This is a genomic window from Pedobacter nyackensis (assembly GCF_900176505.1).
GTDB classification, from domain to species: Bacteria; Bacteroidota; Bacteroidia; order Sphingobacteriales; family Sphingobacteriaceae; genus Pedobacter; species Pedobacter nyackensis.
Genome location: NZ_FWYB01000003.1, coordinates 415,548 through 436,407, shown reverse-complemented (window position 1 = coordinate 436,407; position 20,860 = coordinate 415,548). Strand labels below are relative to the sequence as shown.

Sequence of the window (20,860 nt, the reverse complement as noted above, 5' to 3'; positions counted from 1 at the left end):
GAAAACGCGTACTACAACAGTACCCCATCTTCAGCTAATCATCAAAAAAATCAACATAACTTAGCAGAATCAGCTATTCGTCCTTCACAAGCTACAAAACAGATAAATCCACTGTGACACTAATCCCCATTAATAATGACACGACACGCTGACTATTGTATACAATCATATAGTATATACTATAATCCTCCACATTTATACTTAAGCGCCCTTCATAACCAAAAGATTTAGTGCAAAAAAGTCCTTACGATTTAACCATCGCAAGGGCTCTCTTCAAATAATAATTATATTGTAAAAACAAAACTAATACTGTCCGGTAGACAACATAACCAACGTACAAGCTTCTATAGCTTCTATGCCGTTTGTCTTCAGCAAATTTTCTAACTCCACATTCTCCGTACCTGGATTAAAAACAACCCTTTTGGGTTTAGTTTGCAATATATAATCGTAATACTGATCTTGTAGATGTGGACCTATATATAAAGTTATCGTATCAATATCATTATGGATTACTCCAGGCTTTTCAATTTCAACTCCCGCAACTTCTCCTCTCTTAATACCGATATTAACAATATTATGTCCTTTAGCTATAAGCATATATGCTGCACGGTAGGAATAACGACCCGAATTAGGTGTCGCTCCTATAATCAATGTCTTCTTCAACCTTTTAATTTTTATATTTAGGGACTCCAGTTTACAGGTATTAATCTCTCCTATACTTAAACTATAGAACAGTATAATGCTGCACAGTATATAACAAAATCAATTAAAATCTGTTTGACTAGATTGCCTTTAAAATAGCATTAGCACAATTTACACCATCAATGGCAGCAGAAACAATACCACCAGCATAACCAGCACCTTCAGCGCAGGGGAATAACCCAGACACCTGAGGATGTTGAAATGTATCCCGATCTCTAGGAATACGTACCGGAGATGAACTACGGCTCTCCACACCTACCAAAATAGCCTCATTTGTATAGTACCCCTTCATCTTCTTTCCGAAAACTGGCAAGGCATTTTTTAAACTCGAAGCCACAAAATCCGGCAAAGTATCTTTAAGCATTACACTGTTTGTTCCTGGCAGATAAGAGTTTTTAGGTAAATCCATAGAAAGTCTTCCCTCCACAAAATCTACCATACGCTGTGCCGGTGCAACAAGATTACCCCCGCCTAACTGAAAGGCACTTCGCTCTATAGCCGCCTGGAAATTCATCATCCTTAATGGATCATCACCTTTTACGTCATCTAAGGTAATCTGCACCACTGTGCCTGAGTTTGCAAAAGGATTATTCCTTTTTGAAGGAGACCAGCCATTCACCACAATTTCATTTTCATATGTAGCGCATGGAGCGATAATACCACCAGGGCACATACAAAAAGAAAACACCCCTCTACTGCCAACTTGCTCTACGAGGCTATAATAAGCTGGAGGCAAAAACTCACTTCTAATATCACAATGATATTGTGCTGCATCTATAATGGCCTGTGGGTGCTCAATCCTCACACCTAAAGCGAAAGGCTTAGCTTCTACCAGGATACCTTTATGATGAAGTAATTCGTAAATATCACGCGCCGAATGACCTGTCGCTAGAATAACCGCGTCGGCCATCAGCTTATTTTCACCATTAATCACCGCGCCCTTCACCTTTCCAAAATCTACGAGTATATCAGTCACTTTCTGATCAAAATGAACCTCGCCACCGGCATTTAATATAGTTTCTCTAATTGCGGTTATAATATGGGGAAGTTTGTTGGTACCAATATGAGGGCGCGCATCAATTAAAATATCTTCTGTGGCGCCATGCTGAACAAAGGCCCGTAATACTTTATTAATATCACCACGCTTATTAGATCGGGTATAAAGTTTACCATCAGAATAGGTTCCTGCCCCTCCCTCTCCATAGCAATAATTGGATTCCGTATTTACTATTCCCTGTTTATTAATCGCGGCTAAATCTCTTCTACGTTGCTTTACATCTTTACCACGCTCTAAAACTATAGGTTTAAGTCCGTTTTCTATACATTGCAATGCCGCAAATAATCCGGCAGGACCTGCACCAACTATAATTACAGGTTTAGCATTACTGACATTTTGATAGTTTACAGTAAAATTCTCTGCCATTGGCTCCTGATCGATAAACACGTTTACCTGTAACCGATAAATTACGTTCCTTGATCTCGCATCAATAGAACGCTTAAGGATCTGATGTCCCTTAATCCGTATTATATCTATTTTTAAGGCAGTTGAGAGTTTGTTTGTAAGTATTGTTTCAGACTCCAATTCTTCGGGAGCCATGGTAATTTCGATGACCTTTTGCATAACTGTTGTCAGGTTTTTATCCTGAACGTGTAACAAAGGTACGAATATTGAGTTCTAATGTGTAAATTAACAACTATTAACAGAATTAGTCGACAAGCAACCGGCTTAAAAAAAACTTAAAGAAACACATGAAACCTGCATAAGTAGGTTTCATTAAAGCTAAAAATCAAAAACAAAAGAAAATGAAAAAAACAGTATTGGCAATAGTGGGTATTTTAGCCCTGGTTGTAACAATGAGTGGATGTGGTTATAACACCATGGTTAAGCTTGATGAGGATGTAAAAGCTAAGTGGAATCAAGTTGAAACTCAATACCAACGCCGTTCAGATCTGATACCTAATTTAGTGAACACCGTTAAAGGTGCCGCAAAATTTGAGCAAGCTACTTTAACACAGGTGACAGAGGCTAGAGCAAAAGCAACGCAAATAACTATTGATCCAGACAAATTAACACCTGAAAACATTGAAAAATTCCAGGCAGCACAAGGTCAGGTTAGTCAGGCTTTAAGTCGCCTATTAATGGTTACCGAGAATTATCCTCAATTAAAGGCTACTGAACAATTTAGAGATGTTTCTGCTGAATTAGCCGGAACAGAGAACAGAATAGCAGTTGCTCGTAAAGATTTTAATGAATCTATACAGCTTTACAATACTAAAATAAGATCATTCCCTACCAATATCATGGCCGGGATATTTGGTTTTGGTCAGAAAGCAGGCTTTAAAGCCGAAGCTGGAGCTGAAAAAGCACCGAAAGTAGAATTCTAATATACCATAACAACATTTAAGGGTAATGCGTGTTTAATAATCAAAACACACGTTACCCTTATTCATATAAAGCAATCTTAATCATGGGTATATTTACAGAACAAGACCAGGAGCTTATTGCAAGCGCAATTTCGGAAGCCGAAAAAGCAACCTCAGGCGAAATTAGAGTAGCCGTCGAAAAACATTGCAGTGGTGACGCTTTCGCGAGAGCCACCGAGTACTTTTCGAATCTGGGAATGGACAAGACAACAAAGCACAATGGTGTGCTTATCTACCTCGCTTATGCCGACCATAAATTTGCAATAATTGGCGACAGTGGCATTAACAAGGTTGTCCCTTCTGATTTTTGGGAAACTACAAAAATAGCCATGAAGGCACATTTCATGGGAGGCAACATTGCGCAGGGCATTATTGCAGGTATTACACTTGCCGGAGAGAAATTAGCTACGTTTTTCCCTTTTGAAGGGGATGATATCAATGAGCTACCAAATCACGTTATTTTTATGGACCAACACAAAACGAGCTAGGCAATGAAAAAAACAATCATAGCCTTACTATTAATTATTCTTTCATTTGCGGGATTTGCCCAGGATTTTCCAGAAAAACCAAATAAACTGGTTAACGACTATACAGGGACACTTTCAGCGGAACAAATTCAGCAACTGGAACAAAAACTAGTTGCTTTTGATGATTCGACATCTATACAGATTGCTATTGCGGTGTTAAAATCTGTCGGAGAGTATGACATCAATGACTACGCCATGCAGTTGGGTAGAAAATGGGGTGTGGGCACTAAGGGTAAGGACAATGGAGTAATGATCGTTGTAGCCCTGGGGGATAGAAAAATCGCCATCCAAACCGGATATGGTGTAGAGGGGGCGTTACCTGATATGTATACCAGGCGTATTATAGATAATGATATCAAGCCTCATTTTAAAGCCGGTGAATATTACAAAGGACTGGATGCTGCTACGAGTTCAATCATTGCTTACACCAAAGGGGAATATAAGAACGATAAACCCAAAGCAGGTAAAAGTGGCAAAGGAGGATCGGGATTACTTATAGTAATCATTATAGTAGTTATCGTTATCATTATGCTCAAAAGAGGCGGTGGTGGCGGTGGCGGAAGTCAGGTAATAGGCGGACGCGGGGTTGCTGACGCACTATTCTGGAGTATGTTGTTAGGCGGCGGAAGAGGTTCTGGTGGAGGTGGTTTTGGCGGTGGCAGTAGTGGCGGCGGCTTTGGTGGCTTCGGCGGAGGTAGCTTTGGCGGCGGCGGAAGTAGCGGAGACTGGTAATTGATTCATCAAATGGAAATATTAAAATGGGAAAGACTTTCATCAACATATCTGGTGAAAGAAAAATGGGCAACGCTCAGAGTAGACTCCTGCAAACTACAGGATGGAAACATAAAAGACGATTATTATGTGCTTGAATATCCAAACTGGGTGAATGCAATAGCTATTACTGAGCATGGTAAGCTCATCATGGTCCGACAGTACCGTCACGCAGCCGATATCGTTTCTCTGGAAGTACCCGGCGGAGTGATCGATGGCGATGAACTGCCAGAAGATGCTATCAGGAGAGAACTGCTTGAAGAAACAGGCTATACTTTTAAAAGTGCGGAACTTATTGCTACTCTACATCCAAATCCCGCAACTGCGAATAACATAACCTATACTTATCTATTAAAAGGTGGTGTAAAAACACATGCACAAAATTTAGACGAGCATGAAATCTTAAACGTAGAGGAGTATACAATTGCCGAAGTGAAGCAATTACTTAAAGCGAACAAGATAGATCAGGCACTTCATTGCGCTGCTTTATTTTATGGTTTAATGGTACTGGAAGAACAATAAAACAAAGGTTTATAAGCAGAAAAGCCTGTAAGTTGATGCTTACAGGCTTTTCTAGTAAAATGGAGCTAGTTTAGCCCATTTTCAGTTTCTTTTGGATGTCGTGCACATATCCTTTAAATTTTTTATCTGTATCGATCAGATCTTCTACCGTTTGACAAGCATAAATCACTGTCGAATGATCCCTTCCACCGAAAAAAGCACCTATTGTTTTCAACGATGATTTGGTATGGCTTTTTGAAAGATACATCGAAATCTGGCGCGCCTGAACAATCTCCCGTTTACGGGTCTGAGACTTAACCATATCCGCAGGCACCTCAAAATACTCACATACCAACTTCTGAATATACTCCATTGAGATCTCCTTAGAAGTATTTTTGATAAAGTTTTTCAACATCTGCTTAGCCAATGCCAGGTCGATATCCTTTTTATTTAATGTTGATTGAGCAAGTAATGACACCATAGCACCCTCAAGCTCACGAACGTTATTATCTATATTATGCGCAACATACTCTACTACTTCTTCAGGCAATTCAATTCCATCTGCGTACATCTTCTTTCGTAGGATCGCAATTCTTGTTTCCAGATCGGGTACTTGCAAATCTGCTGAAAGCCCCCATTTAAACCTGCTTAGCAAGCGCTCCTCTAAACCTGCCAGATCTTTAGGTGCTTTATCAGAAGACAAAATGACCTGTTTACCTGATTGGTGAAGATGATTAAAAATATGGAAGAATATATCCTGTGTCTTTTCTTTACCCGCAAAGTTGTGTACGTCGTCCATAATGATGACATCCATTGCCTGATAAAAATTAACAAAATCGTTAATGGTATTGTTCTTTAGCGAGTCGACAAACTGTTGGCAAAATTTCTCACATGAAACATAAATCACCAGCTTATCTGGCATGTTCCTTTTAATTTCATTTCCTATTGCCTGTGCAAGATGCGTTTTACCTAAACCTACACCACCATAAATCATTAAAGGATTAAAGGAAGTCCCACCCGGTTTGGCAGCAACAGCATAACCGGCAGATCGCGCCAGGCGATTACAATCACCCTCAATATAATTTTCAAAAGTATAATTGGAATTTAGCTGGGGATCTACATTCAGCTTTTTTAGACCAGGAATGATAAAAGGATTCTTGATGTCTTTATTTATGGAAACTGGAATAGGCATAGATTGTCTTTTTGCCTCAGCGCCATTTCCATTACTTGGCATATTGGTGGTATAAGGAGAACCAGTACCCGATGACTTGTCTACAACAATGTTGTATTCCAGTCTTCCCTCATCACCCAACAGCTTTTTAACTGTTTTTCTTAGCAGTCCCACGTAGTGCTCTTCTAACCATTCATAGAAGAATAAACTAGGCACCTGTATCGTCAAAACATTACCCTCCAACTTCAATGCAGATATCGGCTCGAACCATGTTTTAAAACTTTGGGTCGGAATATTATCTTTTATGATTTGGAGACAGTTTTTCCATACTTCGATACAAGTTTTTTCCATGGTCATGCTATAATTTCTAGGTTTACAGTAACGAGAGGAGCGTTTAAAATAAGCCCGTTCGAGATATCGAATATTCAAAAAATTATCAACAAAAAAAACTTAATTTTCATTTATTATCTAAGTACTTAAACAGCAGAGAGCTAAGGTAGTTAACCTCAATTTTTTATGTGGATAACTATTTGTTAACATATTTTCTAGTACTCTCCAAAAACGTCGCGCAATACATTCGCGATCTCCCCCAGGGTAGCATAAACCTCTACAGCCGACAGTATAAACGGCATCAAATTGTCAGAACTTTTAGCGGCATTCATCAGATCGTTCAATGCCTTTTCAACTGCCTGATTATCCCTTTCCGCCTTCAGTTTGTTTATTTTCTCAGTTTGAATAGTCCTAATGGATTCATCAATAGTAAACACATCATTTATCCCTTCTTTCTCCTGAGTAAATTTATTCACTCCGACGATTATCCTGCTGCCTTCTTCAACCTCAACCTGATACTGATATGCTGCGTCAGCAATTTCGTTTTGAATGTATCCATTTTCGATGGCATTGACAGAGCCTCCCATAGCATCAATCTTATCAATATACAATTGTGCCGCTGCTTCAATTTCATCTGTAAGTGTTTCCACAAAATAAGAACCGGCTAAAGGATCAACAGTTTCTGTTACACCACTCTCAAATGCAATAACTTGCTGCGTCCGCAATGCAATTTTTGCTGCTGCTTCTGTAGGTAAAGACAAGGCTTCATCATATCCATTGGTGTGCAAGGATTGAGTTCCTCCAAGCACAGCTGCCATAGCTTGATTAGTAACCCTGATCACATTGTTGAGCGGCTGCTGAGCGGTTAAGGTCGACCCACCTGTTTGGGTATGAAAACGAAGCATTTGTGCCTTTTCATCTGTAGCACCAAGTTCCTTTGTAATTTTAGCCCACATTCTTCTGGCAGCTCTGAACTTTGCAATCTCCTCAAAGAAATTATTGTGACAATTAAAGAAGAAAGATAAACGTTTAGCAAAAACATTGATATCCAATCCCTTTTCAAGAGCTGCATTTAAATACGCCTTACCATTAGCCAGTGTAAAGGCAAGCTCCTGCACAGCGGTAGATCCGGCCTCCCTAATGTGATAGCCCGAAATAGATATGGTATTCCATTTAGGCACTTCTTTACTACAATATTCAAAAATATCAGTAATGATCCTCATAGAAGGCTTTGGAGGGTAAATATAGGTACCCCTTGCCGCGTACTCTTTTAAAATATCATTTTGTATCGTTCCCGAAATTTGTCTGATATCAGCGCCTTGTTTTTTTGCAAGTGCAATATACATCGCCAATAAAATTGATGCGGTCGCATTAATGGTCATTGAAGTAGTGATCTTCTCCAACTCAATTCCATCAAACAATATTTCAATATCTTTCAAAGAATCAATAGCCACTCCAACTTTTCCAACCTCGCCTTCGGCCATCTCATGATCAGAATCGTAACCAATCTGAGTAGGTAAATCAAAAGCCACAGAAAGCCCCATTGTTCCCTGTTTCAGCAGGTAATGATACCTTTTATTCGATTCCTCAGCTGTTGAAAAACCAGCATACTGTCGCATGGTCCACAATCTGCCACGGTACATATCTTTTTGAATCCCCCTTGTATAGGGAAATTCACCTGGTGCCTCAATTGGCGCATTGAGTTTGGTGTATACCTCTTTTATTTCAATGCCAGATGTTGTGGTAAATTTTTTATTGCTCATAATTAAAACAACTGATGAATATCTTTCTTAATCAAATCCAACGTCAAATCATATGGGTTATTTTCAATCCCCGCCATGTGTTGCAAAACTTTTCGACTCAGATCTACGCCTGTGGCATCCTGAGGCAAGTTTTTCACACCATTATTAACCATGGCAATGGTATCTTCTTTAAGATTTTTAACGACATCCCATGTAGATGAACTGACATATAACTGCTGGGTAATATTATGCTGGTACTCGGATCTGATTTCATTTAACACAGCCGCCTGCAACTCGGGTAGTGATATACCTTGATGGTGCAATCTGATAAACAGGTTTGATGGGTTTATGCGTTCGACAAAAACAATCAAACGCTCATGCGCCTGTAAGCGTAAAGATAATAAGGGGCTGTCCTTTTCATTTTTCTGATCAGAGAATTTCAATCTGAAATAAGTTTTGATATCATCCTTAATTAAATAGTATGCAGCCGAAACCGTTACCACCCCTCCAATCACCAATATACCCGCTTCAGTTAAAAATTTCTGTAAGTCCATTATGCTTTGTTTGAATACCGTAATAATTAGTGGTACTACCGACAAAAATGTACATTTTGATTTATATTTGCTCTATTAATAGATTTTTAACGGCGAACTAAATAACATGAGTAATACAGTAGATACCGCATTTGCACCTGTAACATTTACAGAAACAGCTGTAAAAGAACTTTTTAAACTTAAAGACCAACAAGAAATAGCCGAAGATTTCGGTTTACGTGTAGGCGTTGAAGGAGGAGGCTGTTCTGGAATGAATTACGTTTTAGGGTTTGATCAGAAAAAAGAAGGTGATCAGGAATTTGTGATCAATGGAATTAAGGTATTCATGCACAAAGCTCATCAAATGTATTTGATGGGAATGCAGGTAGACTGGCAAGATGGCCTAAACTCAAGAGGTTTTACTTTCAGTAATCCGAATGCAGCAAGCACCTGTGGTTGCGGAACCAGCTTTTCTGTATAAAAAGAGATTTTAAATTTGTAACATTATAGTGAGTCCCGTTGTCTTAACAGCGGGACTTTTTATTTTAGCTCCTATATTTATCCTTCTATAATGACCTATACCGAGAACCTAAAGTTAGCCATGCAGTCTATTGTAAGCAATCGCTTAAGAGCCCTGCTTACGGCACTAATCATTGCGATTGGTTTATCGGCACTTGTAGGCATATTAACTACACTTGACGCTGTCAAAAAGAGCATGACAGAAGCTTTTTCCAGCATGGGTGCAAATTCTTTCACCATCAGAAATCGTGGTACAGGCATTAGAATTGGTGGATCCGGACAAAGACAAAAGCCCTTTAAATCCATCCGCTATGAGGAAGCCCTGGCTTTTAAGGAGCAGTTAAATACTCCTGCCAAAGTAGCTGTCAGTGTTGTTGCCAGTCGAGGTGCTACCGTTAAATTCGGCACTGAAAAAACAAACCCCAACATTAGTATACAAGGGATAGATGAATATGGACTAAACGCCCAGGGCCTCGATCTTGCCCAGGGACGCAACTTTAATTTAGCAGAAACACAATCTGGAAACAACATCTGCATTATTGGAAGTGAGATCAGCGTGAAGCTTTTTAAAAATGAATCACCGCTGGATAAAATGATTACTGTTGGAAATAGTCGTTTAAAAGTAATTGGGGTACTCGCATCCAAGGGGCAAAGCATGGGCTTTAGTGGCGATCGAGCCGTATATGTTCCTTTATTAAAAGCAAAACTGATCAATTCCAGCTCAAACCCTTCCTACATTATAACAGTTATGGTACCCAGCAACGACATTATGGATAATGTTATTGGGGAATCTACAGCTCAATTTAGAAACATTCGGAAAGTAAAAATTACTGAACCTAACAATTTCGAAATCACCAAGAGTGATGCTATGGCTCAAACGCTATTTGAGAACCTGAAATACATCGTTATGGGTGGCATCGCTATTGGGATCATTACCTTAATAGGTGCTTCCATTGGTTTAATGAATATCATGCTGGTATCTGTTACAGAAAGGACACGTGAAATTGGAATCAGGAAGGCTATAGGAGCAAATCCAGCCGTAATACGTGAACAATTCCTGATAGAAGCCATAATGATTTGCCTGATGGGAGGAGTTTTCGGAATATTTCTGGGTATTGCCATCGGAAACCTCATCTCGCTAAGTATGGGTGGATCGTTCATTATTCCCTGGAAATGGATTTTCGGAGGTTTTGCGATGTGTGTACTTGTAGGTATTGTTTCGGGTTATTACCCCGCAAAAAAAGCCTCTAAACTGGATCCAGTAGAGGCTTTAAGGTATGAGTAAATGGGAAGATTATCTCCCCTGATATTGATTATCGTAATAAGCCTGGTAATTCCCAGAGGTTACATTACTAAGCCATTCTTCATTTTCAAGGTACCAATCTACTGTTTTGGCTAAACCTTCTTCAAATTGCAAACTGGGAACCCAATTCAATTTTTCCTGAAGTTTTGTTGAGTCGATAGCATAGCGCAGGTCATGCCCTGCCCTATCGGTAACAAAAGTGATCAACTTAGCCGACTCACCTGGCACACGACCCAACTTTTCATCCATGATATTGCATAACAAATGAATCAGATCAATATTTTTCCATTCATTATGTCCGCCTATATTATACGTTTCTCCTGTTTTAGCCTCATGGAAAATCACATCAATTGCCCTGGCATGATCTTCTACCCAAAGCCAATCTCTAACATTTTCACCTTTTCCGTAGACAGGAACAGGTTGGTTATTTTTGATGTTGTTAATAGCAAGAGGAATCAATTTCTCTGGGAAATGATGTGAGCCATAATTATTTGAACAATTGGAAATCACTACGTCCAGACCATAAGTATCATGATAGGCCCTTACAAAATGATCTGAAGCTGCCTTTGAAGCCGAATAAGGACTATGTGGATCATAAGCAGTAGTTTCAGTAAACATTCCGGTTTCACCTAATGCACCGTATACTTCATCAGTAGAAACATGATAAAAGCGTTTGCTGGAAAAATCAGCTTTCCAAATTTCCCTTGCAGCATTCAGTAAGTTTACTGTACCGATAACATTGGTCATCACAAATGCAGAAGGATCAGCAATAGATCGATCAACATGAGATTCCGCTGCCAAATGTATCACTGCATCAAATTGTTCTTTCTGGAAAAGATTATTTATCTCTGCTGCATCAGTGATATCAGCTTTAATGAATCTATAATTTGGCTGATCTTCAACATCAGTTAAATTAGCCAGGTTACCTGCATAAGTTAATTTATCAAGATTTACAATTTCATACTGAGGATAATTGTTTACAAATCTTCTCACAACATGAGAGCCAATAAAACCTGCTCCGCCTGTTATTAATATTTTTTTCATTGGTTGATGTTATTTTCTATAAGTTTTATTACAATTCTGTTGGCAAAGCAAGTGATTTCGCAATTGCTGCCATTTTATTGCTATGTATTTTATCTAACAAAGTATTTAAAGATGCTTTCAGATCAAACTGCAGATCTTCGTGCATTTTATGGTATTTATTTAAAACAGAAATCGTGGTTTTAACAAAATAAACATTCAATTTCTCATTAAACTTGTACAAAGAGGATAAGACACTCTCATCAAATCCAACAGGCATCTCATTTAACAAGTGAATTCTAAGCTCCATTTCACTATTTAAATCCTTCGTTACCTTGAAATGATGGTTAATGCTACCATTTAATTTCCTCATTTTTAACAGTGTTTCCTTTGAATTCAACTTTCTACTAGCCCTCAAATCAGCAATCCCCTCATCAATGCTATGCAAGAGCAGTTCTTGTCGCGTTACCAGGTCATGCTCATCTTCCAGTAGCTTAAAATGAAGATGTTCCGTTAAAACCTTGTCTTTAGCAATTAACCTGAGCAATAGCTTATCCTTTTCCTTTTCAGGAAGGGATTTGATCTCCTGCTTCAGGTCTTTATGCTCACTCAACAGCATTTAAAAAGGATTATCCTGTAAATATTGTTCCCACTTCCAGGCTGATGACATCATTTCATTCAAACCAAGTTCTGCTTTCCATTCCAGGTTTGTTGAAGACTTTGTTACATCTCCCCAAACTTTCTCTATATCACCTTCTCTTCTCGGTCCGATAGTATAATTTAATTTCACACCGGTTGATTGTTCAAATGCGTCAATAATTTGCAATACCGACGAGCCTTTACCTGTACCAAGGTTAAACACTTCATAATTGCTTGTTGCTTTCTTACTTTCCAGGCGCTTAATCGCTGCAACGTGTGCTTTTGCTAAATCCACAACATGGATGTAATCTCTTATGGCACTACCGTCAGGTGTATTGTAGTCATTACCATGAACTGTAATCGGACCGCGTTTACCTATGGCCGACTGCGTGATAAAAGGTACAAGATTTTGAGGAACACCAATTGGAAGTTCACCTATTAAAGCAGTAGCATGAGCCCCTACCGGATTAAAATAACGTAGAGACGTAACCTTAAGCTCCGGAGTTACGGCACAAGTTTCCTGCAATATCTCTTCTGCAATTTGTTTGGTGTTACCGTAAGGTGATTCAGCCTTTTTTGTAGGCGCATCTTCGGTAACCGGCAAAACATCAGGTTGTCCGTAAACAGTACAAGAAGAAGAAAAAACCAAATTTACTTTGCTATTAAAAGCATTGATTAGATTAATTAAGGAATAGAAATTATTCCTGTAATATTTTAAAGGTTGTTGTACAGATTCGCCAACCGCCTTAAAAGCGGCGAAGTGAATTACACCTGTAATGTCATTGTGTTGCGAAACAAAATCTTTTACCTTAGCCTCATCACATAAATCCAATTCCACAAATTCAGGTTTGCTACCCGTAATTGTTTCTAATTGCTGAAGTATCTTAGGATTAGAATTAGAAAAATCATCAACTATGATCACTTCATAACCAGCATTGTGCAATTCAACAACTGTATGTGATCCTATGAAACCGGTTCCACCGGTTACTAATATTTTAGACATGCTTTTATTAACGGTTATATCTTGTAAAATCTTTATGTTCTTTATCCACTAAAGCCTCAGCAGGCAAGGATTTAAAATATTCGTAAGTAATTTTTAATCCTTCTTCCCTGCTCACTTTAGGCTCCCAGCCCAAAATAGTTCTGGCTTTTGTAATATCTGGGCGTCTCTGTTTCGGATCATCAACTGGCAAATCTCTTAATACCATTTTCTGTTGGGTTCCGGTAAGCTTGATAATTTCCTCACCAAATTGTTTAATGGTGATCTCATCAGGATTCCCAATATTCACAGGCATAGCATAATCGCTAAGCAGCAAGCGGTAAATCCCTTCTATCAAATCATCCACATAGCAAAAAGAACGGGTCTGAGAACCGTCACCAAATACAGTAAGGTCTTCGCCACGCAAAGCCTGGCCGATAAATGCAGGCAATACCCTTCCATCATTTAGTCGCATTCTTGGTCCGTAAGTATTGAATATCCTTACAATCCTGGTTTCTACACCATGAAATGTATGATAAGCCATAGTCATGGCCTCCTGGAAGCGCTTTGCTTCATCATATACACCCCTTGGACCAACAGGGTTTACATTACCCCAATATTCTTCTGGCTGTGGATTTACGTTCGGATCACCATAAACTTCAGATGTAGAGGCGATCAGCATTCTTGCATTTTTATTTTTCGCCAAACCAAGCAGGTTATGCGTTCCCAATGAACCTACTTTTAAGGTTTGGATAGGAATTTTTAAATAGTCGATCGGACTTGCCGGTGAAGCAAAATGCAGGATATAATCCAGCTTACCGGATACGTGTACAAACTTTGAAACGTCATGATGTGCAAACTCGAAGTTCTCCAAACCAAATAGATGTTCAATATTTTGCAGATCGCCGGTAATCAGATTATCCATCCCAATTACATAATATCCTTCTTTGATAAATCTGTCGCATAAATGCGAACCTAAAAAGCCGGCTGCCCCGGTAATTAAAACTTTCTTACGTTTCATTAATTTATAAGCTTACGGCCAACACTATTATAATAATACCCTAGTTCAATCATCTTCTGCAGATCATATAAATTACGTCCGTCAAAAATAACCTTATTGCTCAAGCTCTCTTCCATTCTTTCAAAATCAGGATTTCTAAACACAGACCATTCTGTTGCAATCAACAAAGCATCCGCATCTACCAGAGCATCATACTGATTTACAGCATACTTAATCTTATCCCCTAAAATTGCTTTAACATTTTTCATCCCTTCAGGGTCAAACGCACTAACAGTTGCACCATGTTTCAGCAATTCATCAATAATATATAATGATGGAGCTTCACGGATATCATCAGTTTCAGGCTTAAATGCCAGTCCCCATAAAGCAAAATGTTTGCCTTTAAGATCTCCTTTATAATACTTTAGCAGTTTATCAACCAATATGGTCTTTTGTTTTTCATTTACTTCCATCACAGATCTCAGTATTTGAAAATCGTAATTATGTTCGTCTGCAGATTTAGCCAGGGCTTGCACATCTTTAGGGAAGCAGCTACCACCATAACCGATTCCAGGGAACAAAAAGCGTTTCCCGATCCTTGCATCAGATCCGATTCCTTTACGTACCGCATCAACGTCAGCCCCAACAATTTCGCATAAATTAGCTACCTCGTTCATAAAAGTAATCTTGGTTGCCAGGAAAGAGTTAGCAGCATACTTCGTCAACTCAGATGAGCGCTCATCCATAAACAGGATTGGATTCCCCTGTCTAACATATGGCCCATACAACTCTGACATTAATTTTTGAGCTCTCTCACTTCTAGTTCCAATAACCACCCTATCAGGCTTCATAAAATCCTCTACGGCAACACCTTCGCGTAAAAACTCAGGATTAGATACTACATCAATTTCTACAGCTGTATGTTCAGTAAAAACTGCTTGCACCTTATCAGCTGTTCCAACCGGAACAGTAGATTTATTAACAATAACCTTATATTCGGTAACCAGTTTGGAAATATCTTTTGCCGCTCCTAAAATATAAGACAAGTCAGCAGCTCCATCTCCTCCAGGAGGCGTAGGCAATGCCATAAATATAATCTGTGCGTCCTTAATTGCAGAAGCAAGATCTGTAGTGAAAGTCAACCGGCCCTGAGCAATATTTCTGTGGAACAGAACATCCAGTCCCGGTTCGTATATAGGAACCTGCCCACCTTGCATCTTCAAAACTTTCGCTTCGTCAATATCTACGCAAATTACATCATTTCCTGTTTCAGATAAGCAAGTACCTGTTACTAACCCTACGTACCCTGTTCCGATAACGGCTATTTTCATATATTAATCCTGTTTTAATTATATTAAAGTATCTTCGGCTAAGATAATAAATAAACAAACAAAATGCTTTGGCTTTACAACATTGCAATTCAACTTTATAGCTTAATAATCAGGATCTTTTCCCTATTCAACACCAAAGCTTCACTTTTCATAAATGGCAGAAAGAATATTTTTCCAAATATTGAAAAGAAAATAAAGGCTGGCAGCCCACACATCTGGTTTCATTTCGCATCATTGGGCGAATTTGAGCAAGGCAGACCTGTACTTGAAAAAGTAAAAGAACAATATCCCAATAAAAAAATCGTCATTACTTTTTTCTCTCCTTCAGGCTATGAGATTAGGAAAAATTACGCATTGGCGGATGGCGTTTTCTACTTACCGTTAGACACCGCATCAAATGCAAAACGATTAATAGCAACACTTAATCCTGAGCTGGCTATTTTTACCAAATACGAATACTGGTATTACTATTTTAAGGAACTGGATAAAAACAACATTCCATTATTAATTATATCAGGGATATTCAGACCAAATCAGATCTTTTTCAAACCTTATGGTTCCTTTCACCGAAAAATCCTAAGCTATGTGAGTCACTTTTTTGTTCAAAATCAAGAAAGTATCGAACTGTTAAAAGGTATCAATATCCAAAATGCGACATTAAGTGGCGATACAAGGTTTGATCGTGTTGCTGAAAATGCAGTCACACCGAAAAAACTAAATGTTATTGAAAAATTTTGCGGGAAAGCTCCGGTATTTGTAGCGGGAAGTACCTGGCCGGAAGACGAACAACTTATTGCCTTGCTTTGTAAAAAACACCCCGACTGGAAGTTCATCATAGCACCTCATGAAATAGGTGTTAACCATATCCATGAAATAGAAAAACTATTCCCGCATGGTATAAAGTACTCCACATTTGCGACTATTAATGACCCTGCAACCAATCACCAGGTGCTCATCATCGACAACATCGGAATGTTATCCAACCTTTATTACTACGGAAAAATTGCGTATATCGGAGGAGGTTTCGGTGTCGGCATCCACAATACCCTGGAAGCTGCAGCATTTGGCATACCAGTTATATTCGGTCCGAAATACGATAAGTTTCAGGAAGCGAAAGACCTGATTAAATTAGACGCTGCGAAAAGTATAAGTAATTTGAACGAACTGGAAACGGCTTTCTCAATCCTTACTGAAACACCTGAAAAAGGCCTTATTGCAAAGAATTATGTAACATCTAAAACCGGCTCTACAGATCAGATTGTTAAGTATTTATCTAAATATTTCTAACCTTTAGCCATGTCAACCAAAGCCTGAATAAACTTCGGATCGTCATTTAAACTTTCTACCAATTGAACATGTTCTCCACCTAGAGCTTTAAACTCTTCATGGTATTCAACCGTAATTTCGTAAAGGGTTTCCAGACAATCGGCAACAAAAGCAGGGCTAAACACCAAAAGTCGTTTTTTACCTTCAACAGCCAGTTTCTTTAAAACATCAGTTGTATAAGGTTGTACCCATGGTTCTTTCCCCAATCTCGACTGGAAACAAACCGTATAATCTGCTCTGGAAAGATTCATTTTTTCAGCAATAAGTCTCGCTGTATTATGTCCTTGTGCAGAATAACACATTTTATTTGTATCATTTAGGGTCTCACAGCAATTGTCCTTTTTCAAACAATAGTTCCCAGTATGATCGCATTTCAATAACTGGCGCTCAGGCAGCCCATGGAAACTAAATAAAACATGATCAAATGTTTCCGGTTGATACTTTTTAGCATTCTCTGCAAAAGTTTCAATCATCAATTCATTATCATGAAAAGAGTTTACGAAGCTAATAGCGGGAATGGTTGCCCATTTACTAACCAGTTCCATCACCAGTTGAATTACCGATCCACTACTTGCAGAAGCATACTGAGGGAATAACGGAATAACTTTAATGCTTTCAACCAAACCGGCTTTCATCTTTTCCAAAGCCGACAAGATAGACGGGTTCTGATAACGCATAGCCAGTTCTACATGGTACTCATCGCCAAGTTGTTCCTGCACCAATGCGGCCTGTATTTTACTGAAGTATAATAATGGGGAGCCGTTCTCATCCCAAATCTCTTTATAAAGCTTTGAAGTTTTCGGACTGCGAAATGGAACAATAACACCCTTAACCAATAGAGTACGATTAAAAGCATTGATATCGATTACACGTTCATCCATCAGAAACTGATCAAGATATTTACGCACATCACCAACCTCCGGACTATCCGGAGTTCCTAAATTCACTAAAAGTACACCCTTTTTTCCCATAATTATTCCCCAAAATTAACCATTCAAACCGTTTTTCCGTTTTATCATCTACCCGAAAAGGAATAATTACTTTTTAATGATGAAGAAGATAAGCTTTTACTTCTTCCATAAGCCACATTGGCGTTGATGTTGCTCCACAGATGCCGACGTTGTCGTTGGCTGAGAACCAATTCATATCTATTTCTTCAATATTAGAAATAAAATAAGAGTGCTCATTATATTTTTTGCACACGTCGTACAAAACCTTTCCATTCGAGGATTTTTTACCGGAAACAAAAAGGATCTTATCAAAATTTGCAACAAATTTCTCTAAATCTCCATAACGGTTAGACACTTGTCTGCAAATGGTATCATTTGCTTTCACATCATAGCCCCTTCCGATCAGTTCATCCTTAATCTCATAAAACTTATCTGTACTCTTTGTGGTTTGACTATACAGCGTAAACTTAGCTGGTAAATCAACACCGTCCAGTTCTTTAATATCCTGAAAAACGATAGCCTTACCATCTGTCTGCCCCTGTAAGCCGATCACTTCCGCATGTCCATGCTTTCCAAATATCAGGATCTGCTCCTCATCATCATGAGAATTCTTGATTCTGTTTTGCAATTTTAGTACAACAGGACAAGAAGCATCTATCAGAGTCAGTTCATTATTTAACGCAAGCTCATAAGTAGAAGGCGCTTCACCATGTGCACGAATCAAAACCTTTTCTTTGTGAAGATGCTGCAATTGCTCATGATCTATAATCCTGAGCCCCTTATCTGTTAAACGTTTAACCTCTTCATCATTGTGCACAATGTCGCCAAGGCAATACAGATAATCTTCGTTGTCCAATATATCCTCAGCCATATCTATAGCATAAACTACCCCAAAGCAAAAGCCCGAAGCTTTATCTATAGTTACGGCTAAATTGTGTTTCACTGACATATTTGTTATTTATGAGATGCTACAAATTTACATAAAATCTGCCTGTTTTTTCTATTTCTTACGTTTAATTGACTCCTTCGCACGCTCCCATCCCCCTCTAAGCAATAACACAAACAACATCGCCATTTGTATCGGATGCAACAATACATTCAAAATGGGACTTTGTGCAGTTAAAAATGCAATCATGACTCTTGTCAGGAAGATCAGTCCGAATAAAAGGACTGCTAATGCCGGATTAAGGCTAAACAACACCACTACAACAGGGCCAACAATAACGAGCGCCAAATACATCAGCATGGCTAAATTACTATCCGAAAAAGTCTGCAACAAACTCCTGGAGAAACCTGCCATATCCTTCAGATCTATACGATGATAGATAAATTTATTAGCCAGTAAAACCTCCGCCTTCAGTTGCTGCTGCTTTACCATTTTTATAATTTCTATTGCCTCCGGAAATTTGCCGTTCAACCTTTCATGCCAATTGTAGCGTTTATAAGTTGCCGAATCAAAAAACAGGCAGTCGCTATTACCAGCTGTAAATGCAGGAAGGCCACTTAACCTGATCAATCTTAATGGCAACAGGTTAAGCAACAAAAAATCGCTCAATGGATACAAACATTTCTCGATAAAACCGAAAGCTTTGTACGTAGGAATCAAACTTAAAACACCGAGGTTAAATACCTTTGTGCGATAAATCAGACTATTTATTAACCCGTTTTGTAGCGTAACACCGGATGATGTAAACAAAAGATATCTTCCTGTTGCCCGGTTAACGAGTTCAGGGATGCTTTCCCCTTGTTGAACAATAACTTCTGTATATTGATAATCCTGATTTTCGACTGAAAAAAGCAATTCCTCCACATCATTTTCTGCTAATGAAGTTAAAACAATTACAGAAACTTGCTCTGTAAAATGCTTGCCGTAATACCCGAGTTTTGGGTTAGAAAGGAAATTGAATAAGGTAACACTAAATCTTAAAACCAGAAAAACGAGAACTGCATAAACAAATAATAGCATACAGTATCTCCCTTTCTATAACATGATTAGCTTAAATAAACGCGATCCTCTTCGCCTTCAACATCCATAATCACATCAACGTGCTCCTTTAAAACAGTAGCCATTTTCAGCCCTACAAAATCTGTAGCTATAGGGAATATTTTATGACTTCTGTCTACCAGCACCACTGTTCTGATCTTCTTATGTGGCGTATTCAAGAACACCCCAAGTCCATAAGCAAGTGTTTTTCCGCTGTTTAAAACATCATCAACAAGAATAATCACCTTATTCTTCCATTGTGTTTCCTCCAGATCGGTATTGGCTACTAATTTACTGTTTTTCCTGTCCAGCTCGATCTTAAGCATGGTAACCTTAAGGTCAGAGATTTTCGTCAATACCTTTTTCAATCTCAACGCAAGTTTATATCCCCTGTCCCAGATACCAGCCAGCACAATCTCCTTTTCCGTAAGATTGTCTTCCAGTATCTGATAGGCAATTCGGTTTATTTTCTGTTGTATCTGCTTTTTATCAAGAATGAGTAATTGGGATCCTGCCATTTTTTGCCTTATTTCTATGCTACAAAAGAACGATTTTAAGATTCATATTCAAATATTTAAAAATATTTTCTGAATCATGAAACCTTTCAGCGGTAGCGATGTCTAATTGGTAGTTTTTAGTAGTCCTTATCCATGTTTGCCCGGATAGGGATTTCTTTTTTATAGGCCAAAGGCTTATCCTTTGGCCTTATAAGGATAGTAAATAAAATTAGCACCTTCGGGAACAATCACAAATACGCACATATAGTCTTCCGGCTTTTTATAGCTTTTCAGGAACAATGTCTTTTTCTCCGGATTAATAATTCCTTTTTGTACAAACTCCTCCAAAGTGGATACTTGAATGGTCCACTCAGTATTTAATTCCTTCCTGTCCAAAATCACCTCACCGATACTTACAGTATGCTGGTGTGCAATAAAAATCGGATTAGCAGAAATGCCTTCAACTTTAATTTCAATAGCAACCTCTTTCAAAGAGTCTGCATATAATTCAAGGTCTTTTTCCAGGCTTACCAATGGGCTCTTCTTTTGCTCTGCTTTGCCACCTTCCGGCTGTTGCGGCAATAATTCTTCTATATCCATCTCTAAAAAAA

At 38.6% G+C, this 20,860-nt stretch carries 22 protein-coding genes; 7 read left to right on the top strand and 15 right to left on the bottom strand.

Going from position 1 to position 20,860, the window contains the following annotated elements; all coding sequences use genetic code 11:
* Positions 1 to 303 precede the first annotated feature (303 nt).
* Both B9A18_RS09845 and B9A18_RS09840 read right to left on the bottom strand, forming a co-directional pair.
* Positions 304 to 663 carry a CoA-binding protein gene (locus B9A18_RS09845; protein WP_084289098.1) on the bottom strand — a complete coding sequence of 120 codons (360 nt, stop codon included), beginning with the start codon at positions 661 to 663 and terminating at the stop codon, positions 304 to 306.
* Positions 664 to 781: 118 nt separating this feature from the next.
* A complete protein-coding gene (locus B9A18_RS09840; protein ID WP_084289097.1) occupies positions 782 to 2,323 on the bottom strand; it encodes an NAD(P)/FAD-dependent oxidoreductase in 1,542 nt (513 codons plus the stop codon).
* Positions 2,324 to 2,505: 182 nt separating this feature from the next.
* On the opposite strand from B9A18_RS09840, the gene B9A18_RS09835 reads away from it, so the two are divergent.
* The 4 genes from B9A18_RS09835 (at position 2,506) to B9A18_RS09820 (ending at position 4,946) form a co-directional block, all read left to right on the top strand.
* Complete coding sequence (locus B9A18_RS09835; RefSeq protein ID WP_084289096.1) at positions 2,506 to 3,087, top strand: LemA family protein; 582 nt, start codon at positions 2,506 to 2,508, stop codon at positions 3,085 to 3,087.
* An 83-nt stretch (positions 3,088 to 3,170) separates the two neighbouring features.
* Positions 3,171 to 3,614 (top strand): TPM domain-containing protein, encoded by a 444-nt coding sequence (locus B9A18_RS09830; RefSeq protein ID WP_084289095.1) that lies wholly within the window; start codon positions 3,171 to 3,173, stop codon positions 3,612 to 3,614.
* Positions 3,615 to 3,617: 3 nt separating this feature from the next.
* Positions 3,618 to 4,385 carry a TPM domain-containing protein gene (locus B9A18_RS09825; protein ID WP_084289094.1) on the top strand — a complete coding sequence of 256 codons (768 nt, stop codon included), beginning with the start codon at positions 3,618 to 3,620 and terminating at the stop codon, positions 4,383 to 4,385.
* Positions 4,386 to 4,397: 12 nt separating this feature from the next.
* Complete coding sequence (locus tag B9A18_RS09820; RefSeq protein WP_200816338.1) at positions 4,398 to 4,946, top strand: NUDIX hydrolase; 549 nt, start codon at positions 4,398 to 4,400, stop codon at positions 4,944 to 4,946.
* Between the two features lie 70 nt (positions 4,947 to 5,016).
* Here the strand turns inward: B9A18_RS09820 and dnaA are convergent, their stop codons facing one another.
* From dnaA to B9A18_RS09805, 3 genes are all read right to left on the bottom strand, one after another.
* Positions 5,017 to 6,447: a chromosomal replication initiator protein DnaA gene (gene dnaA, locus B9A18_RS09815; RefSeq protein ID WP_084289124.1), complete on the bottom strand. Its 1,431-nt coding sequence runs from the start codon at positions 6,445 to 6,447 to the stop codon at positions 5,017 to 5,019.
* A gap of 194 nt (positions 6,448 to 6,641) precedes the next feature.
* Complete coding sequence (locus B9A18_RS09810; RefSeq protein ID WP_084289093.1) at positions 6,642 to 8,189, bottom strand: acyl-CoA mutase large subunit family protein; 1,548 nt, start codon at positions 8,187 to 8,189, stop codon at positions 6,642 to 6,644.
* Positions 8,190 to 8,191: 2 nt separating this feature from the next.
* Entirely contained in the window at positions 8,192 to 8,722 is a 531-nt protein-coding gene (locus tag B9A18_RS09805) for a DUF7935 family protein (protein ID WP_084289092.1), read from the bottom strand.
* A gap of 106 nt (positions 8,723 to 8,828) precedes the next feature.
* Between B9A18_RS09805 and B9A18_RS09800 the strand changes: the two genes are divergently transcribed.
* Positions 8,829 to 9,182: a HesB/IscA family protein gene (locus B9A18_RS09800; protein WP_084289091.1), complete on the top strand. Its 354-nt coding sequence runs from the start codon at positions 8,829 to 8,831 to the stop codon at positions 9,180 to 9,182.
* A 90-nt stretch (positions 9,183 to 9,272) separates the two neighbouring features.
* On the top strand, positions 9,273 to 10,505 hold the full coding sequence (locus B9A18_RS09795; RefSeq protein WP_084289090.1) for an ABC transporter permease: 1,233 nt from the start codon (positions 9,273 to 9,275) through the stop codon (positions 10,503 to 10,505).
* 9 nt (positions 10,506 to 10,514) lie between these two features.
* On the opposite strand, the gene rfbB is transcribed toward B9A18_RS09795, so the two are convergent.
* From rfbB to B9A18_RS09770, 5 genes are read right to left on the bottom strand one after another with little or no spacing between them, the layout of a single operon-like run.
* Entirely contained in the window at positions 10,515 to 11,567 is a 1,053-nt protein-coding gene (gene rfbB, locus B9A18_RS09790; protein ID WP_084289089.1) for a dTDP-glucose 4,6-dehydratase, read from the bottom strand.
* A 28-nt stretch (positions 11,568 to 11,595) separates the two neighbouring features.
* Positions 11,596 to 12,162 (bottom strand): hypothetical protein, encoded by a 567-nt coding sequence (locus B9A18_RS09785; protein WP_084289088.1) that lies wholly within the window; start codon positions 12,160 to 12,162, stop codon positions 11,596 to 11,598.
* Positions 12,163 to 13,185: a UDP-glucose 4-epimerase GalE gene (gene galE, locus B9A18_RS09780; RefSeq protein WP_084289087.1), complete on the bottom strand. Its 1,023-nt coding sequence runs from the start codon at positions 13,183 to 13,185 to the stop codon at positions 12,163 to 12,165.
* A 7-nt stretch (positions 13,186 to 13,192) separates the two neighbouring features.
* Complete coding sequence (locus B9A18_RS09775; RefSeq protein WP_084289086.1) at positions 13,193 to 14,182, bottom strand: UDP-glucuronic acid decarboxylase family protein; 990 nt, start codon at positions 14,180 to 14,182, stop codon at positions 13,193 to 13,195.
* The gene (locus tag B9A18_RS09770; RefSeq protein WP_084289085.1) at positions 14,182 to 15,492 is read right to left on the bottom strand and encodes a UDP-glucose dehydrogenase family protein; all 1,311 of its coding nucleotides are present in this window, start codon (positions 15,490 to 15,492) and stop codon (positions 14,182 to 14,184) included. The genes B9A18_RS09775 and B9A18_RS09770 overlap by 1 nt, the downstream gene beginning before the upstream one ends.
* 63 nt (positions 15,493 to 15,555) lie before the next feature.
* Between B9A18_RS09770 and B9A18_RS09765 the strand changes: the two genes are divergently transcribed.
* Complete coding sequence (locus B9A18_RS09765; RefSeq protein ID WP_084289084.1) at positions 15,556 to 16,779, top strand: 3-deoxy-D-manno-octulosonic acid transferase; 1,224 nt, start codon at positions 15,556 to 15,558, stop codon at positions 16,777 to 16,779.
* Here B9A18_RS09765 and hemH read toward each other — a convergent pair.
* From hemH to B9A18_RS09740, 5 genes are all read right to left on the bottom strand, one after another.
* A complete protein-coding gene (hemH, locus tag B9A18_RS09760) occupies positions 16,776 to 17,789 on the bottom strand; it encodes a ferrochelatase (protein ID WP_084289083.1) in 1,014 nt (337 codons plus the stop codon). The genes B9A18_RS09765 and hemH overlap by 4 nt on opposite strands.
* A gap of 73 nt (positions 17,790 to 17,862) precedes the next feature.
* Positions 17,863 to 18,711, bottom strand: coding sequence for a 4-hydroxy-3-methylbut-2-enyl diphosphate reductase (locus tag B9A18_RS09755; RefSeq protein WP_144009446.1), 849 nt, complete (start codon positions 18,709 to 18,711; stop codon positions 17,863 to 17,865).
* 57 nt (positions 18,712 to 18,768) lie between these two features.
* Positions 18,769 to 19,734 (bottom strand): hypothetical protein, encoded by a 966-nt coding sequence (locus B9A18_RS09750; protein ID WP_084289081.1) that lies wholly within the window; start codon positions 19,732 to 19,734, stop codon positions 18,769 to 18,771.
* 26 nt (positions 19,735 to 19,760) lie between these two features.
* Entirely contained in the window at positions 19,761 to 20,270 is a 510-nt protein-coding gene (locus B9A18_RS09745; RefSeq protein ID WP_084289080.1) for a phosphoribosyltransferase family protein, read from the bottom strand.
* Positions 20,271 to 20,444: 174 nt separating this feature from the next.
* Positions 20,445 to 20,849, bottom strand: coding sequence for a hypothetical protein (locus B9A18_RS09740; protein ID WP_084289079.1), 405 nt, complete (start codon positions 20,847 to 20,849; stop codon positions 20,445 to 20,447).
* Positions 20,850 to 20,860 lie beyond the last annotated feature (11 nt).

Excerpts from the sequence above, each read along its gene's own strand:
- B9A18_RS09775 (WP_084289086.1), bottom strand. The coding sequence starts at position 14,182 with ATGAAACGTAAGAAAGTTTTAATTACCGGGGCAGCCGGCTTTTTAGGT.
- hemH (WP_084289083.1), bottom strand. The coding sequence starts at position 17,789 with ATGGGAAAAAAGGGTGTACTTTTAGTGAATTTAGGAACTCCGGATAGT.
- B9A18_RS09825 (WP_084289094.1), top strand. The coding sequence starts at position 3,618 with ATGAAAAAAACAATCATAGCCTTACTATTAATTATTCTTTCATTTGCG.
- galE (WP_084289087.1), bottom strand. The coding sequence starts at position 13,185 with ATGTCTAAAATATTAGTAACCGGTGGAACCGGTTTCATAGGATCACAT.
- B9A18_RS09750 (WP_084289081.1), bottom strand. The coding sequence starts at position 19,734 with ATGCTATTATTTGTTTATGCAGTTCTCGTTTTTCTGGTTTTAAGATTT.
- B9A18_RS09820 (WP_200816338.1), top strand. The coding sequence starts at position 4,398 with ATGGAAATATTAAAATGGGAAAGACTTTCATCAACATATCTGGTGAAA.
- B9A18_RS09770 (WP_084289085.1), bottom strand. The coding sequence starts at position 15,492 with ATGAAAATAGCCGTTATCGGAACAGGGTACGTAGGGTTAGTAACAGGT.
- B9A18_RS09740 (WP_084289079.1), bottom strand. The coding sequence starts at position 20,849 with ATGGATATAGAAGAATTATTGCCGCAACAGCCGGAAGGTGGCAAAGCA.
- B9A18_RS09840 (WP_084289097.1), bottom strand. The coding sequence starts at position 2,323 with ATGCAAAAGGTCATCGAAATTACCATGGCTCCCGAAGAATTGGAGTCT.
- B9A18_RS09745 (WP_084289080.1), bottom strand. The coding sequence starts at position 20,270 with ATGGCAGGATCCCAATTACTCATTCTTGATAAAAAGCAGATACAACAG.
- B9A18_RS09805 (WP_084289092.1), bottom strand. The coding sequence starts at position 8,722 with ATGGACTTACAGAAATTTTTAACTGAAGCGGGTATATTGGTGATTGGA.
- rfbB (WP_084289089.1), bottom strand. The coding sequence starts at position 11,567 with ATGAAAAAAATATTAATAACAGGCGGAGCAGGTTTTATTGGCTCTCAT.
- B9A18_RS09765 (WP_084289084.1), top strand. The coding sequence starts at position 15,556 with ATGCTTTGGCTTTACAACATTGCAATTCAACTTTATAGCTTAATAATC.
- B9A18_RS09785 (WP_084289088.1), bottom strand. The coding sequence starts at position 12,162 with ATGCTGTTGAGTGAGCATAAAGACCTGAAGCAGGAGATCAAATCCCTT.
- B9A18_RS09800 (WP_084289091.1), top strand. The coding sequence starts at position 8,829 with ATGAGTAATACAGTAGATACCGCATTTGCACCTGTAACATTTACAGAA.
- B9A18_RS09830 (WP_084289095.1), top strand. The coding sequence starts at position 3,171 with ATGGGTATATTTACAGAACAAGACCAGGAGCTTATTGCAAGCGCAATT.
- B9A18_RS09795 (WP_084289090.1), top strand. The coding sequence starts at position 9,273 with ATGACCTATACCGAGAACCTAAAGTTAGCCATGCAGTCTATTGTAAGC.
- B9A18_RS09835 (WP_084289096.1), top strand. The coding sequence starts at position 2,506 with ATGAAAAAAACAGTATTGGCAATAGTGGGTATTTTAGCCCTGGTTGTA.
- dnaA (WP_084289124.1), bottom strand. The coding sequence starts at position 6,447 with ATGGAAAAAACTTGTATCGAAGTATGGAAAAACTGTCTCCAAATCATA.
- B9A18_RS09810 (WP_084289093.1), bottom strand. The coding sequence starts at position 8,189 with ATGAGCAATAAAAAATTTACCACAACATCTGGCATTGAAATAAAAGAG.